12 protein-coding genes are annotated in these 14038 nt (G+C 64.5%); 9 read left to right on the plus strand and 3 right to left on the minus strand.

Annotated elements, in window-relative coordinates:
• Positions 1–206 precede the first annotated feature (206 nt).
• Entirely contained in the window at positions 207–2168 is a 1962-nt protein-coding gene (locus tag BN1263_RS16005) for a relaxase/mobilization nuclease domain-containing protein (RefSeq protein ID WP_058982702.1), read from the plus strand.
• A gap of 137 nt (positions 2169–2305) precedes the next feature.
• Here BN1263_RS16005 and BN1263_RS16010 read toward each other — a convergent pair whose 3' ends face one another.
• Together BN1263_RS16010 and BN1263_RS16015 are read right to left on the minus strand one after the other, a co-directional pair.
• Positions 2306–2698, minus strand: coding sequence for a hypothetical protein (locus tag BN1263_RS16010; protein ID WP_058982705.1), 393 nt, complete (start codon positions 2696–2698; stop codon positions 2306–2308).
• Positions 2695–3567, minus strand: a complete 873-nt coding sequence (locus BN1263_RS16015; protein WP_058982504.1) for an alpha/beta hydrolase family protein — start codon at positions 3565–3567, stop codon at positions 2695–2697. The genes BN1263_RS16010 and BN1263_RS16015 overlap by 4 nt, the downstream gene beginning before the upstream one ends.
• A 77-nt stretch (positions 3568–3644) precedes the next feature.
• Here BN1263_RS16015 and BN1263_RS16020 point away from each other — a divergent pair, with 77 nt between their 5' ends.
• The gene (locus tag BN1263_RS16020; RefSeq protein ID WP_058982506.1) at positions 3645–4214 is read left to right on the plus strand and encodes a TetR/AcrR family transcriptional regulator; all 570 of its coding nucleotides are present in this window, start codon (positions 3645–3647) and stop codon (positions 4212–4214) included.
• Positions 4215–4367: 153 nt separating this feature from the next.
• Entirely contained in the window at positions 4368–4601 is a 234-nt protein-coding gene (locus tag BN1263_RS20730; protein ID WP_186008980.1) for a hypothetical protein, read from the plus strand.
• A 247-nt stretch (positions 4602–4848) separates the two neighbouring features.
• Here BN1263_RS20730 and BN1263_RS20220 read toward each other — a convergent pair whose 3' ends face one another.
• Positions 4849–5151 (minus strand): 4Fe-4S binding protein, encoded by a 303-nt coding sequence (locus tag BN1263_RS20220; protein ID WP_080398850.1) that lies wholly within the window; start codon positions 5149–5151, stop codon positions 4849–4851.
• A 133-nt stretch (positions 5152–5284) separates the two neighbouring features.
• Here BN1263_RS20220 and BN1263_RS16030 point away from each other — a divergent pair, with 133 nt between their 5' ends.
• From BN1263_RS16030 to BN1263_RS16055, 6 genes are all read left to right on the plus strand, one after another.
• The gene (locus BN1263_RS16030; RefSeq protein WP_058982510.1) at positions 5285–5875 is read left to right on the plus strand and encodes an acyl-CoA-like ligand-binding transcription factor; all 591 of its coding nucleotides are present in this window, start codon (positions 5285–5287) and stop codon (positions 5873–5875) included.
• A 77-nt stretch (positions 5876–5952) separates the two neighbouring features.
• Complete coding sequence (locus BN1263_RS16035; protein WP_080398862.1) at positions 5953–7458, plus strand: efflux transporter outer membrane subunit; 1506 nt, start codon at positions 5953–5955, stop codon at positions 7456–7458.
• Positions 7458–8588: an efflux RND transporter periplasmic adaptor subunit gene (locus BN1263_RS16040; RefSeq protein WP_058982514.1), complete on the plus strand. Its 1131-nt coding sequence runs from the start codon at positions 7458–7460 to the stop codon at positions 8586–8588. Before BN1263_RS16035 ends, BN1263_RS16040 begins: the two co-directional genes overlap by 1 nt.
• The gene (locus tag BN1263_RS16045) at positions 8585–11674 is read left to right on the plus strand and encodes an efflux RND transporter permease subunit (RefSeq protein WP_058982516.1); all 3090 of its coding nucleotides are present in this window, start codon (positions 8585–8587) and stop codon (positions 11672–11674) included. Before BN1263_RS16040 ends, BN1263_RS16045 begins: the two co-directional genes overlap by 4 nt.
• A gap of 257 nt (positions 11675–11931) precedes the next feature.
• Positions 11932–12768 carry a MipA/OmpV family protein gene (locus tag BN1263_RS16050; RefSeq protein WP_260832978.1) on the plus strand — a complete coding sequence of 279 codons (837 nt, stop codon included), beginning with the start codon at positions 11932–11934 and terminating at the stop codon, positions 12766–12768.
• 471 nt (positions 12769–13239) lie between these two features.
• The gene (locus BN1263_RS16055) at positions 13240–13878 is read left to right on the plus strand and encodes an MBL fold metallo-hydrolase (protein WP_222102699.1); all 639 of its coding nucleotides are present in this window, start codon (positions 13240–13242) and stop codon (positions 13876–13878) included.
• The last annotated feature ends 160 nt before the right edge of the window (positions 13879–14038 follow it).

Here is a 14038-nt window from a genome sequence, read left to right on the forward strand (position 1 = left end):
CCGGAGCGACAGCGCGGGGCAAAGGCGGAAGGCAAGACAAAAGGGTTCGGCACTTTGCCGACCGCAAAGCCAGTCTGCACATGGGGGGAACGCGGCACGGAGCAGCTTCGCCGCCGTGCCGCGTTCGGCGCGAGGGTCGCGCCAATGCAGGCATGTCCGCGTGCTTCGCACGCCAGGACACCCCGGAGCTTGCGGGGAGCGCAACCGTGACCGACCGCCGCGACGACGATTTCCGTGTGCGTCCCAGCGCCCCGAAGAACCATGGCGAGGGCTTCGTTTCCAAGGTGCTCAAGCAGGCGGGCAAGGTCAGTGGTGGCAAGTCGTCAGTGCGGCGCCCCACTGGCGCACGCACGGGCCAGCGTCCTGGCTCGCGGCTTGGGCGCGGCCATACGGCGGCACGCTTTGCCGGCGCAAAGCTCACCCGCATGTCGCGGCGTGTGACCATCAAGACTCTGCTGGTCAATCAGCGCAACGCCAGCCCGCAATCGCTCGCCAAGCACCTGCGCTACATCGAGCGCGACGGCACGGGCCGTGATGGCGAACCGGGCCGGGCCTACGGGCCGCAGACGGATGAAGCCGACCTCGACGCTTTCAAGGAACTCTGCGCCGATGACCGGCACCATTTCCGGTTCATCGTTTCGCCCGAAGACGGCGCGGAATTGGGCGACCTGTGCACCTACACGCGGCATTTAGTGAACCGCATGGAAGCAGACCTGGGCACCCGGCTCGATTGGGTGGCGGTCGATCACTGGAACACAGACAGCCCGCACACGCACCTGATCGTGCGCGGGCGCGACGACACGGGCAAAGACCTCATCATCGCCGGCGACTACATCGCCCACGGTTTCCGCCATCGCGCCGCCGAACTGGCAACGGAATGGCTGGGGCCGCGCACCAAACTGGAGATCCAGCAGACCTTGCAGCGAGAGGTGGAACAAGAGCGGTGGACAAGCCTCGACCGCACCTTGCAGCGCGAGGCCGACGACGATGGCCGGATGCAGATCGAACGCTTCAACGAACCGGCGCTGCAACGCCAACGCCTGCTGCTGATCGGCCGCCTGCAACGCTTGCAGCGGCTTGGCCTAGCCGACGAAGTACAGCCCGGCACCTGGGACATTCATGCCGATGCCGAGAAAACCTTGCGTGCCTTGGGCGAGCGTGGCGACATCATCCGCGCCCTACAGCGGGCCATGAGCGGCCAGCCGCGCGAGCTGGCGGTGTTCGAGCCGGGCGAGGGTGGCCGCGCCATCGTCGGCCGCGTAGCCGCTAAGGGGCTGGCCGACGAGCTGCACGGCCGCGGTTATCTGGTCATCGACGGCGTGGACGGCAAGGCCCACTACGTTGCGTTGGACGCCCGCGACGAACTGGCGAACTATCCCACCGGTGCGGTGGTGGAGGTGCGCGGTTCCGCCGAGGCGCGGGTCGCCGACAAGAACATCGCCACGCTGGCGAGCGATGGCCTGTACCGCACCGATCATCATCTTGCCATCGAGCAAGGCCGGGCCAAGGCTGGACGCGATCCGCAGGAGGTTGTCGCGGCCCATGTCCGTCGGCTGGAAGCCCTGCGCCGGGCCGGCATCGTGGAGCGCGTGGCCGAAGGGCTATGGAAGGTGCCTGAAGACCTGGCCGAGCGTGGCCGCCAGTACGACGCGCAGCGTCTGGGTGGTGTCGCCGTAGAGGTGAAATCGCACCTGCCCATCGAGCGGCAGGCCCGCATCATCGGCGCCACCTGGCTCGACCAGCAACTGATCGGCGGCGGTCGGGGATTGGGCGACCTGGGCTTTGGTGGCGACGCCAAGCAGGCCATGCAGCGGCGCGCCGTCTTCCTCGAAGAGCAGGGGCTGGCCCAGCGGCGCGGGCAGAGTGTGATCCTCGCCCGAAACCTGCTGGGGACACTGCGCGACCGGGAACTGGCGCAGGCCGCCAAAGATATTGCCGCCGAAACCGGCCTGGCGCATCGTCCCGTCACGGATGGGCTGCGCGTTGCCGGGATCTACCGGCGTAGCGTCATGCTTGCCAGCGGGCGTTATGCGATGCTCGATGGTGGCATGGGTTTCTCTCTTGTGCCCTGGAAGCCAGTGATTGAGCAACGGCTGGGGCAGCAGCTTGCTGCGACGATACGCGCTGGCTCGGTGTCGTGGGAGATAGGGCGTCAGCGATCGATTTGACGTTTCGTCACCACGGATCAATGCGTCGGTCCAGGGTTGGTTCAATCAGTTCACGGTGATGATCGTCATGATACGTCTTGGATTGCAGTTGATCTTGCAGGAGTCGGGGCAGCGAGCGATCGGAGCGGCGACAGAGCCTAAGCCGTGGACTTTCGGATGTAAGGAAGAATCAGGTACACCTGCAAGCAGGCAGCGAGTCCGGCTTCGAGCCAGATGAAGACATTGATGCGCGGAGCGATGCTGCACATGGGCGCGAAACGGTAGTGACCCAGCACGAGCAGGTTGCAGCCGACATAGCCCATCAGGACAAGAACACCGGCGTTGCGCGGCCCGAGCCGGATCAAGCGATAGGCCACCCATGCCAGCGGTGTCATCAGGAACCAGAATGCATCGATCATGGACCGATTGATCCAGGGCGGTTCCGGGTATTCGGCGAAGAACAGGAGATTGTCCGCGTAGTGAAGGATGCTCCCCAGCACCGTGGCGAGCAGGATCCATTTGAGGCCGCGTTGCCAGCGCTCTGCTTTCATCGTGCCGGTACTGTAGGCGCCAGGCTCGCGAACCACTCCAGCATTCCTCGCCAGTAAGGTTCGGCCGGCGCTCGGAAATAGCCCATGTGTCCGACCGTGCCTCCCGCTTGCCTGGGATCAAGGTCCTTTCGCTGCAGCGGCGCGTTACGGTAAGCCTCGACGAACGCGTCACGCGATCGTGGCGAAGCCCACAGGTCGTCCAGCGCATTGGCCGCCACGATTGGCGTTTGCACGGTCGCGTATTCCCGCTCGATCCCGCGCATGGCCGGATCGTCGAAGAAATAGCGAGGGAACTGGCACCAGTGCCGCCATTGCCGGTACGCATCCGCGGGCAGGTCTTCGCCCATGCGCAGCATCGCCCAGGGGCAGTAGCCCTTCCACCAGGTCAGCACAGGCAGTACCAGCTTCCACATGGCCAATACGCGCAGCCGCTCGCCCAAGGGCATGTAGCCATGCCAGCCGGCACCGGTGCCGAAGACGTAGAAGCCCGCCACCTTGCGATGGTTGGGCAGCAGACCGAAGGCGTGCCCACCGTAGGAATGTCCGACGACGTACAACGGCACCGATGGATCCTCCATCGCGTCGACGGCGGCCGCCAGATCTAGCCGCGCCCAATCCAGCAGGTCCATGCGGAACCCCCTGAGCGAGCGCGGACGCGATCGACCGATTCCCCGGTAATCGAAGGTCAGGACCTCAAAGCCCTGAGCGCTCGCGAATCGGGCGAAGCGCTGGTAGAAGCCCTGCGGAACCGCCGTGGCGCCGGCAACAACCACGTGCCCGCGCAACGGGTTTCGGGCCGGATAGCGGCAGGCGCCCAAGACATAGCCGTCGGCAGCGGCCAGCTCCACAGCAAGGGTGTCATCAGTCATGGTGGACTCATATATGACAGTCGTAATAGAACTGATACGCTAAACTATGACAACTGTCATAACAAGGGTTTTTCTCCATGAGCCCCCGCCAATCCGATGCCCGGCAGCGCGTCGTCTCGACTGCGGCCGAGATGCTGGCGCGACATGGCCTCAATGCAACCAGCATCCGCGAAATGGCCAAGCGCGCCGAGGCACCAGTCGGTTCGACGTACCACCACTTCCCCGGTGGCAAGCAACAGGTGGTGGTCGAGGCGGTGCAGTTCGCCGGAGCACAAGTCAGCGCGAGCCTGGAGCGATACCTGCAGGCGGGCACCGCGGCGGGCCTGCGCGGGTTCCTGGGAATGTGGCGTGAAATCCTGCTGCGATCGGACTTCCGCCTCGGATGCCCGGTAATGGCCGCGGCAGTCGAAGAACCGATCGACGAGATCGCTGCCGAAGCCTTGAGCGCAGCGGCGCAGGTTTTCAGTGACTGGGAGGCGAAACTGGCCGCCTCCCTGGCTACGCAGGGGCATCGGCCCGAATCTGCATCCAGGCTTGCCACTTTGATCATTGCGAGCGTGGAGGGTGTGATCGTTTTGTGCAAGGCACATAGAAGCATTGCGCCGTTCGATCGGATTGCCGGGGCGTTGGAGCGCCTTGTCGCGTGAGCTGTACAAGTCCAGCTGCATCCATCTGTCCGCACTTGGCCAACAGCAAACGGCCACCCGTTGAACCGGTAGGTCGATCAGAAATTTGTGGTTTGGCCGATGAGGACGCTTGGTGCGTACAAGTGGAGGTGCGATCGGAGTGACCGCAGGGTCATGCGTTTCGCTCATAGTGATCACCGGGCGGCCGCGGTCGGCCATGCATGGCAACAGGAGCCGGGCGAGCAGGTAGTGGGCGAGGTGGTTGACCGCGAGGGTCAATTCGCAGCCGTCCGCACTGCGAAGATCGTTGCTGGCGTTCTGCATGCCGGCATTGAGAATCAGGATGTCGATACGGGCATCGCCGAGCTGCTTTTTTCACCCTGTCTGCGAATTCGCGGACGCTGGTGAGTGAAGCGAGGTCCAGTGGAATGATCTCGACACCAGGTGGCACGGTCCGTCCGCTGCCTCGGGCACCGGTCATGACCCGTATGCCGGGCTGAGCGGCGATGTGCCGGATGGCATGCGTGCCCAATCCGGTGGCACCGGTCATGACGACGATGCGCCGCGCCTTGGTGTGATTCGTGCTGATGCACCGTTTCCGATCAACGCAGGCTCTGGTGGAGCGGGGGACTGGCTCGTCATCGCGATTGGCCTTTCATGCACGCGCTAGCGTGATGGCACGTTCGGGACAGGCCGAGACGCAAAGGCCACACGCTTCGCACGCACCCGCGTTCGGCATGAACGCCTGTTTCCAGCCGTGGGCAAACCCCTTCACCTTGCCGACCCACGAGAGATCGGCCCGCTCGGACTTGGGCAACACGCCGAGCACGAACACGTCCTTGGGGCAGGCGGGAACGCAGTCGCCCTTGCCCTCGCATCGATTGCGGTCGAGTACCGGCACGAATTTGCCGGGCGCTTGCTTGCACGGGGCAGCTTGAGTTTTTGGATCGCTTTTCATGAGGTCCTTGCAGGGCGGGCTACTCGATTGCAGCCACGCACGTGGTCATAGCGAAAGGGTTGTGGGGCATGGCGTAAAGTGTCTCAAAGTGTCGATGTGGCATCAAGTGACATTTTAATGTAGGATGGCGCCTATGACAGAAAAAAATCTCGGCCTGCGCGAGCGGCACAAGGAGAACACCCGCCAAGAGCTGTTCAGCTTCGGGCTTAGGTTGTTCATGGAGCAGGGCTTCGACAACACCACGATCGACCAGATCGTTGGGCCGTTGGGCATCGCCAGGCGCACCTTCTTTCGGTACTTCAAGGTCAAGGAAGACTTGGTCTTTGCATGGAATGCCGAGAAGACGGCCGAGCTTGTCGACGAACTGAACGGCAGGCCGCCCGAGGAGGCGCCTTTCGAAGCGGTTTGCGGGGCGCTCTCCAGCCTGCTCAGGCGCTATGACGCCAATCCCGACATGGCCTTCGCGCTAATGCGCCTGTTGAAGGAAACGCCTTCGCTGGTCGGCAGGGAATGCGAGAAGCGGATGATCTGGGAGCAGGCGCTTGCGGCCGCGCTGGTGCAGCGCGTGGGTGAGCACGCGATGAGCCCCCTCAAGGCGCGAATCGTCGTGGGCACGGTCATGGCCGCATGGACGGCTGCTCTCGACGAATGGTACGAAGGCGGCGGCCAGGCGGATCTACGGCCCATCGTGGAGAAGGCATTCTCCATGGCCCGCGAGCGATGACAGCGGCCACGTCCGACAACGTGTCGCATCCGCGCGATGGCCGCGGGTCGCTTCACGCCGCATGCGCACTGGCGGCCATGCTTTGCGTTGGCGGCTGCACGACACAGCCGCCGTACTCAAGGCCCCAGCTCGACATGCCGAATGCATGGGCCAATGCGCGGGCTAGCACGCCTGTCGATGGCGCGGAATCGGTGCGCGACGACTGGTGGACGCAATTGGGCGACCCTGCCATCGACGTGCTCGTCGCTTCTGCCTTGGCCGATAACCCGACGCTCGCGCAAGCGGCTGCACGCGTCGATGAAGCACGCGCAGGATTGGGCGCGAGTCGCGCCAGACGTGCTCCGCAGCTTGATGGCAATGGTGCGCTGTCGCGAGGCAAGTCGCAGAGTCAGACGGGTGGCACCGACACGATAAACGCCACCTCGGGTTCCTTGGGCACCAGTCTCTCGTGGGAGCTTGACCTGTGGGGACGCGCCCGTGCGACGGAAGAGGCGGCTCGCAGCCGTCTCGATGCGCGCAACGCCGATGCAGAGGAAGCCCGACTGTCCCTGGTGGCGCAGATCGCCGATGGCGTCGTGGCCTTGCGCGCCTGCAACTATTCGCTTGCCATTCGCGATCAGGATATCGGCTCGCGTGAAACAGAGCTTTCGCTGATCCGGCAGCGCCTTGCCGTCGGCAATGTCGCACGCGTGGAAGAAGCCAGCGCACTGAGCGCGCTGGCCTCCGCGAGAACCAATCGTCTGAGCCAGGAAGAGACCTGCATGACCCTGGTGGACGCCCTGGTTGCGCTCAGCGGTCGTGAGGCAACGACGATTCGGAGCCTCATGAGCCGGCCACCTTTGCCGTTCGGCGGTGCCTCGACGGCATCCGCTATCGGCCAACAGCATGAAACGGCGGGCATTGTGCCCACCGCACCGCCAGCCCGTCCGGACCTTCCCGCAACTGTCCTTCTCCAGCATCCCGCCGTCCGGTCGGCAGAGCGGGAACTTGCAGCCAGCTATGCCGAGATCGGCGTTGCGCGTGCCGAGAGGCTGCCCCGCGTCGATCTGTCCGCGCTCCTCACCGGGCAGTGGATTCGCACGCTGGGTTCGACGATCCACTTCGATACTTGGTCCGCCGGTGCGGCGGCGTCCGTACCGATTTTCGATGCAGGCCTAGGCGCTGCCAACGTGGATGGCGCCGAAGCGCGATACCGCGTAGCCCTGGCGGGCCTGGCATCCACGCTGCGTACCGCCACGCGTGATGTCGAGGATTCTTTGGCCGCGCTGTCGTCGGCCGAGCAGCGTGCGGACACGTCCCGGCAGGCCGCCGATGCGGCGGCTGTCGCGCTGCGAGCGAACGAAGCCCGGTATCGCGCTGGCGCCATCAGCTTGTTCGAGCTGGAAGGCTCGCGCCGACAGTTCAACGGCGCGCAGGAAAGCGCCATCGCCGCTGCTTCCGATCGTGCGCGGTCCTGGGTCTCCCTCATGCGCGCCACAGGGAACCCGCCGTTGTCGGCCGCAGCATTGGGACAGCCCGTGGCCATGGAATCGGCCGACACCCCGACCGAAACCCCTGTCGCCGGCAACGAAAGTCATCGCTGATGAGCCAAGAACACCGCAACCCGCCCACTCAGGGGCACTTCCGAAGGACCCGGACTGCGTATGCCGTGGGCGCGATTGCTCTGATCGCGGCGGTACTGGCGGTCGCCGTCGTCAAGCGCGACCGGACTCCTGCCGAAGCCATTGCCATTGCCGCTGCCGTGCCGGCGCTCACCGTAACCAGCGCCGCCCCTCGGGAAGTCTCGTGGCCGGTGGAGATCAGGGCTTCGGGCGCGATCGCTGCGTGGGAAGAAGCCAGCATCGGCGCACAGATTGGCGGCTATCAGCTCATCGACGTTCGCGTCAATGTCGGGGATGTCGTCAAGAAGGGGCAGGTCATCGCACGTTTCGATCCGGCTCTGCTGCAGGCGGATCACGCGCAATTGAAGGCGAATGCCGATCAGGCCGCCGCCAACCGCCAGCGTGCTCTGACGCTGCAGAGCAGCGGCGCCATGAGCGATCAGGACGTGCTCCAGCTCGTGACGCAGTCCAAGACCGCCGACGCCTTACTCGCCGCCAATCAGTTGCGGCTGCGTTACACCGACGTCACCGCGCCGGACGATGGGATCATCAGCGCCAGAACGGCAACGCTCGGCACCGTCGTTCCCGTGGGCCAGGAACTGTTCCGCATGATTCGCCGGGGACGCCTGGAATGGCGCGGCGAATTGACCGCCGAGCAGCTCGCCCAAGTCGAGGTCGGGCAGGAGGTCGCGCTTGAGCTTCCCGACGGCAAGACCGCGAAGGCGACGGTTCGCCAGACCTCGCCCATCCTGGACAGTGCCGCGCGTCTGGCCATCGTTTACGCCGACATCGAACCGAGAAGCACGGCACGGGCCGGCATGTACGCTAACGGCAGGCTTGGACTCGGGACTGGTCCGGCGCTGGCCGTGCCCGCCGAGAGCGTGGTCATCCGCGATGGGCGCAACCATGTCCTGGTACTGGCCGACACCAGCGCCACGCCCCGTGTTTCGCTGCGAAGCGTCACCGTCGGCCGACGTAATGGCCGGGAGGTCGAGATCACCGGGGGACTTGGCAAGGACGAGCGTGTCGTCGTCCAAGGTGCAGGGTTCCTCAAGGATGGTGACTTGGTGCGTATCTCCCAAGGACAGCCAGCGGGAGCGGCTAGGCCATGAACTTCGCTACTTGGTCCATTCGCAATCCCATCCCCTCGATCCTGCTGTTCGCGCTGCTGGCGCTTGCCGGGTTGTGGGGATTTCAGAAGTTGCCGACACAAGACTTGCCCGACCTTGATCTGCCGATGGTCACGGTGGCGTTGTCGCAGCCGGGCGCGGCCCCCGCTCAGCTCGAAACGGAGGTCGCACGCAAGGTCGAGGACGCGCTCGCGACCTTGAGCGGGCTGAACCATCTGACCACATCAGTCACGGATGGCTTGGTGTCGATCCAGGTGCAATTCGTACTGGAAAAGAATCTGTCGGACGCGCTGATCGAGACCAAGAACGCGGTGGACGGCATTCGCTCCGACCTCCCGCCTGATCTGCTGCAACCGACGGTCAGCGCGTCCAACAGCGTCGGTGCTCCCGTGCTCACCTATGCCATCGCTTCCTCCCGCCTCAGCGAGGAGCAGCTTTCCTGGTTCGTGGACGATACAGTCGCCAAGACCGTGCTCGGTGTGTCAGGTGTTGGCCGGTTCGAGCGGCTTGGCGGCATCGAACGCGAGGTTCGGATCGAGGTCGATCCGCTGCGCATGTCTGCCCTTGGCATCACCGCGGCGGATGTCTCCCGAGCGTTGCGCCAGGTACAGCAGCAGTCCTCGGGTGGCCGCGGGCAGCTCGGCGGCGAGGAGCAGTCGGTTCGCACGATCGCCACGGTTCGCCAAGCATCGGAGCTTGCGGGCCTGCGGATCTCGCTATCGAACGGCACGAGCTTCAGGCTGGACCAGATCGCGACCATCATCGATGGTCAGGCTGATCCCACGCACGCGGCCTTGCTCGATGGCAAGCACGTGGTCGGCTTCAGCGTGTATCGCGCCAGGGGCTTTGACGAAGTGCGGCTGGCCGAGGGCGTTCGCGAGGCCCTGGCCGGCCTCCAGCAGGCCGATCCGGCGCTCAGTCTGACGGAGATTTCTGGGTCGGTCGGCCAGACGCTGGAGCAGTACGAAGGTTCGATGGCCATGCTGTACGAGGGCGCCATCCTGGCGATGATCGTCGTCTGGCTCTTCCTGCGCGACTGGCGGGCGACACTGATCGCCTCGACCGCTCTGCCGCTGTCCATCCTGCCAGCGTTCGCGGCCATGGCCTGGCTAGGTTTCACGCTCAACACCGTCACGCTGCTGGCGCTCGCGGTGGTCGTCGGCATCCTGGTCGATGACGCCATCGTCGAGATCGAGAACATCGAGCGCCATCGCCACATGGGCAAATCGATCCGGGAGGCCGCAGAGGATGCCGTGACCGAGATCGCCCTGGCCGTCATGGCGACCACCATGAGCCTGGTGGTCGTATTCCTGCCGACCGCCATGATGAGCGGCATTGGCGGCTTGGTCTTCAAGCAGTTCGGCTGGACCGCCGTGATCGCCGTGCTCGCGTCGCTGCTCGTCGCGCGCCTGCTCACGCCAATGATGGCGGCCTACCTGCTCAAGTCCGAGCCGATTCCCGAGAAGGAAGATGGCCGGGTCATGCGCTGGTACATGGCAACGGCGCGCTGGTGCCTGAAGCACCGCAAGACCACCTTGGGTGGCGCGGTCATCTTTCTGGCCGCTTCCGTCGCCCTTGTGCCCTTCATCGAGACGGGTTTCATCCCGGCCTCCGACAGTGGCACGACAACCGTGAGCATCGAGTTGCCGCCGGCCAGTTCGATGGGGGACACATTGGCGGTTGCCGAGTCTGCGCGCAAGGCCGTCAGCGATGTGGATGGCATCGCCCACGTCTTCGCCACGGTGGGCACTGCGCAGAGTGCCGGGCCAGGAGGCTCGCGTGCTGGCGAGGTTCGGCGTGCGTCGCTCACGCTCACGATGGGGCCGCGAGGCGATCGGCCATCGCAGCAGGTCATTGAGAAAGCTGTGCGAGAGCGACTGCTCAACGTTGCAGGCGCGCGCTTCGCCGTCGGTGGTGGAGGGCCGGGTGAAAAACTTTCGATCATCCTCGCCAGCGACAATGCCGAGGTGCTCAAGGCGAGCGCAGAGGCGGTGGAATCCGAACTGCGCGACGTCAAGGGCCTCACGGGCATCGCCTCCACCGCGAGCCTAGAACGTCCCGAGATCATCATCCGCCCCGACCCAGAACGCGCGGCCGAGCGTGGCGTGACGACCGCAGCGATCGGCGACGTGGTACGGGTGGCGACGAGCGGCGATTTCGATTCGCAGGTCGCGCGCCTGAACCTGGACAACCGGCAGGTCTATATCCGTGCGCGCATTCCCGATGCAGCACGGCAGGACATCGACACGATCGGCAACATGCGCGTGCCGGGCCGCGATGGACCGGTGCCGCTTGCCAGCGTTGCCACTCTGTCCGTGGAGAGTGGTCCTGCGCAGATCGATCGCCACGACCGCCTTCGCAACGTCACCATTTCGGCTGACCTGGGGGGCACCGCACTCGGAACGGCGCAAGCGGCAGCCGCCAACCTGCCTTCGATCAAGTCCCTTCCATCCAGCGTGAAGGTGGTCGAGGCCGGCGATGCAGAGATCGTCGCCGAACTCGGCGCGGGCTTCGGTATGGCGCTCGTGGTTGGTGTCCTGTGCATCTACTGCGTGCTGGTGCTGCTGTTCAGGGACTTTCTTCAGCCGATCACCATCCTCTCGGCCATACCGCTGTCCATTGGCGGCGCGTTCCTCGCGCTGCTGGTCACGCGCAGCCAGTTGAGCGTGCCTTCAATGATCGGGCTGGTCATGCTGATGGGGATCGTCACCAAGAACTCCATTCTGCTCGTCGAGTACGCGGTCATCGGCATGCGCGATCGCGGCTTGTCGGTTCACGACGCCTTGCTGGACGCGTGCCACAAGCGCGCGCGTCCCATCGTGATGACCACCATCGCGATGATCGCCGGCATGTTGCCCATCGCGCTGGGGCTTGGCGCGGATTCGAGCTTCCGCCGGCCTATGGCCATGGCGGTGATCGGCGGCCTGATCACATCGACCGCATTGAGCCTGCTCGTCGTGCCTGCCGTGTTCCTGTACGTGGACAAGTTCGAGAAATGGCTGGCATCGCTCGGTTTCTTTCGGCACACCGAGCGCGCCACCGCCGGCGCGGGGGCGCTTGAACGATGACACAGCAGCCTTCGCCACGACGCAGCACTCTCGCGGCGCGTCCGTCGCCTCCCTACATGGCGTGCGGAGTGTGGACGGAGTGGAGCGAGACGACGCGGGGTCGTCAAAACGAGATGGAAGTCAGGCGGACGGTGAAGTGCGGCCGTCTGCCGATGGTCCGCGAGCCCATCGGCGCATTTTGATGGCGCGGTCCGCCAGCGGCCGTTCCCCTGCATGGGGAGAGGCATTCTTCACGTTCTCCTTGAAAGGGATCAATCATGTCATCACGCCTTCATTGCGCAGCCCGGCTGCGACACCAGCCGTCTTATGCGGCGCTACCGATTCTGGTCGCAGGCATTTTTTCCACCCCCGCCGCATTTGCTCAGGCCGACGATACGAAGAAGTCTGCGAGAGGCCAGGCCATGGCCGAAGCCGAGCGCAGTGAATCGACGTGGGGGATCGGCGTCGCCGGTGGCATGCAGTACCGCGTTTACCGGGACTTCGATAACCGCGTGCGTGGCTTGCCGATGATCACCTATGAGAACAAGTGGATTCAGATGGCAGGTCCTGGCTTGGACGTCAAGCTCCCGTCGTTGGGGCCGGTGTCTTTCAGGCTGCGTGGCCGGTATGCCATGGAGGAGTTCGATTCTGGCGACTCGCCGTACTTCGCGGGTATGCGCGACCGGGATTCGAGCTTCTGGGTCGGCGGTGCCGCCATTTGGCGCACCGGCATTGCCAATCTGTCCGCCGAAGTGCTGACCGATGCCATGAGCAACAGCGAGGGAACGCGGGCGACGCTGCAGATCGATCGGCGTTTCACCGCAGGCCCGATCGGCCTGACACCGCGGCTCGCGGCAGAGTGGGTGGACAGCAAGTACGTGGATTACTACTACGGCGTGAGGTCGGACGAAGCGCAAAGCTGGCGCCCGGCCTACAGCGGCGGTTCCTCGGTCAATACCGAAATCGGACTGCGCGTTGACTGGCAGCCTGTGCCCAAGCACACGGTGTTCCTCGATATGGGCGCCAAGCACATGGGTAGTTCGATCCGCAACAGCCCGCTGGTCGAAAAGAGCACGCAGTACGGCGTGGGCCTCGGCTACCTGTATCGGTTCTGAGAAAGCGATTCACGGCATGGCCCGTTCAGGGGCTTTTGCTGTGTTTCGGATTTGACTCGAAATGAGCGGGACGCGGGGCATCGGGAATGTGTGCTGGCCGGCCACTTCCAACTGCGTTCATCTCGATCTTCTTTTGTGGGGAGGGGTAGCTATGGCAACTCGCAATGGCTCCAGACGTTTCAGGAATCTCGACGGTAGCGCGGCTCCCGGTACCGTGGTGCCAGCATTTCGCATGTTGGTCCTGGACAGCCTTGCCGGGCGTGGCCGCGGTGTTCCAAGAAAAGCACCCGTCCCATGTGTCGAGGCCGACCTCGCAGCGATCGCCAATCCGCCGGGACCTGGAGAAGGCGCTCGCCTCACCTGGATTGGACATGCAAGCTGGCTGGTGCAGCTAGAGGGCAAGTCGTTTCTCATTGATCCGATCTTTGGCGACCTTGCCCTGGGGCCGGGGGGCGAAATGTCCCGGCCGGCGTGCTGCCCGAAAACCTGCCGCCCATCGATGCCGTGCTGATCACGCACAACCACTACGACCACCTCGATCTTCCCTCCCTACAGCAGGTCGATGCGCCGGTGATCGCCGGCCTGGGCATGCAGGCGTTCCTCGCAAAGAAGGGCATTCCCGCAAGCGAACTGAATTGGTGGGAATCCACCGCGCTTGGCTCCGCCAAGGTGTCTTTTGTGCCTGCCCAGCATTACAGCCGTCGTGGCCTCACCGACGCCAACGAAACGCTATGGGGCGGATTCGTCGTCGAGGGGCCATCCGCCAGCATCTATCACTCGGGCGATACGGGATATTTCGACGGCTTCCGGGAAATCGGCCGTCGCTTTCCGGCGATTGACGCGGCGCTTCTACCGATCGGCGCCTACGAACCGGCTTGGTTCATGCGGGCGCAACACATGAATCCAGAGGAAGCTGTCCAAGCCTATCTGGACTTGGGTGCGCGGAGCTTTTTCGCCATGCACTGGGGGACGTTCAAGTTGACCTACGAGCCGCTCGATGAACCTCCGGTTCGCCTGGCGGCGGAGTGGAAAAGACTTGGGCTGGCTGCATCAGAAAAGCGAGTTCTCGCCGTCGGCGAAACCACAGAAGTGCGACGTCCAAATGAATAAGCCGGCTCTACATCGGCGACCCGCGCCGTCACCCGCTGCAACGCCACGCCAACAACGCTTCATCGACGGCGCATGCGAGCCGACCATGTGCCAAGCTGAAGTGCCAGGGCTGGAGACGCTTTGCTCCATTCGCTTGGCGGCGAAGCGCTCCGGCCGCTTG

Origin of the sequence: Stenotrophomonas thermophila (assembly GCF_001499715.1) — a bacterium.
GTDB classification, from domain to species: domain Bacteria; phylum Pseudomonadota; class Gammaproteobacteria; order Xanthomonadales; family Xanthomonadaceae; genus Stenotrophomonas; species Stenotrophomonas hibiscicola.

Coding starts and splice junctions, on each gene's coding strand:
- BN1263_RS16010 (WP_058982705.1), bottom strand. CDS start 2,698: ATGAAAGCAGAGCGCTGGCAACGCGGCCTCAAATGGATCCTGCTCGCC.
- BN1263_RS16015 (WP_058982504.1), bottom strand. CDS start 3,567: ATGACTGATGACACCCTTGCTGTGGAGCTGGCCGCTGCCGACGGCTAT.
- BN1263_RS16020 (WP_058982506.1), top strand. CDS start 3,645: ATGAGCCCCCGCCAATCCGATGCCCGGCAGCGCGTCGTCTCGACTGCG.
- BN1263_RS20730 (WP_186008980.1), top strand. CDS start 4,368: ATGCGTTTCGCTCATAGTGATCACCGGGCGGCCGCGGTCGGCCATGCA.
- BN1263_RS20220 (WP_080398850.1), bottom strand. CDS start 5,151: ATGAAAAGCGATCCAAAAACTCAAGCTGCCCCGTGCAAGCAAGCGCCC.
- BN1263_RS16030 (WP_058982510.1), top strand. CDS start 5,285: ATGACAGAAAAAAATCTCGGCCTGCGCGAGCGGCACAAGGAGAACACC.
- BN1263_RS16035 (WP_080398862.1), top strand. CDS start 5,953: ATGCTTTGCGTTGGCGGCTGCACGACACAGCCGCCGTACTCAAGGCCC.
- BN1263_RS16040 (WP_058982514.1), top strand. CDS start 7,458: ATGAGCCAAGAACACCGCAACCCGCCCACTCAGGGGCACTTCCGAAGG.
- BN1263_RS16045 (WP_058982516.1), top strand. CDS start 8,585: ATGAACTTCGCTACTTGGTCCATTCGCAATCCCATCCCCTCGATCCTG.
- BN1263_RS16050 (WP_260832978.1), top strand. CDS start 11,932: ATGTCATCACGCCTTCATTGCGCAGCCCGGCTGCGACACCAGCCGTCT.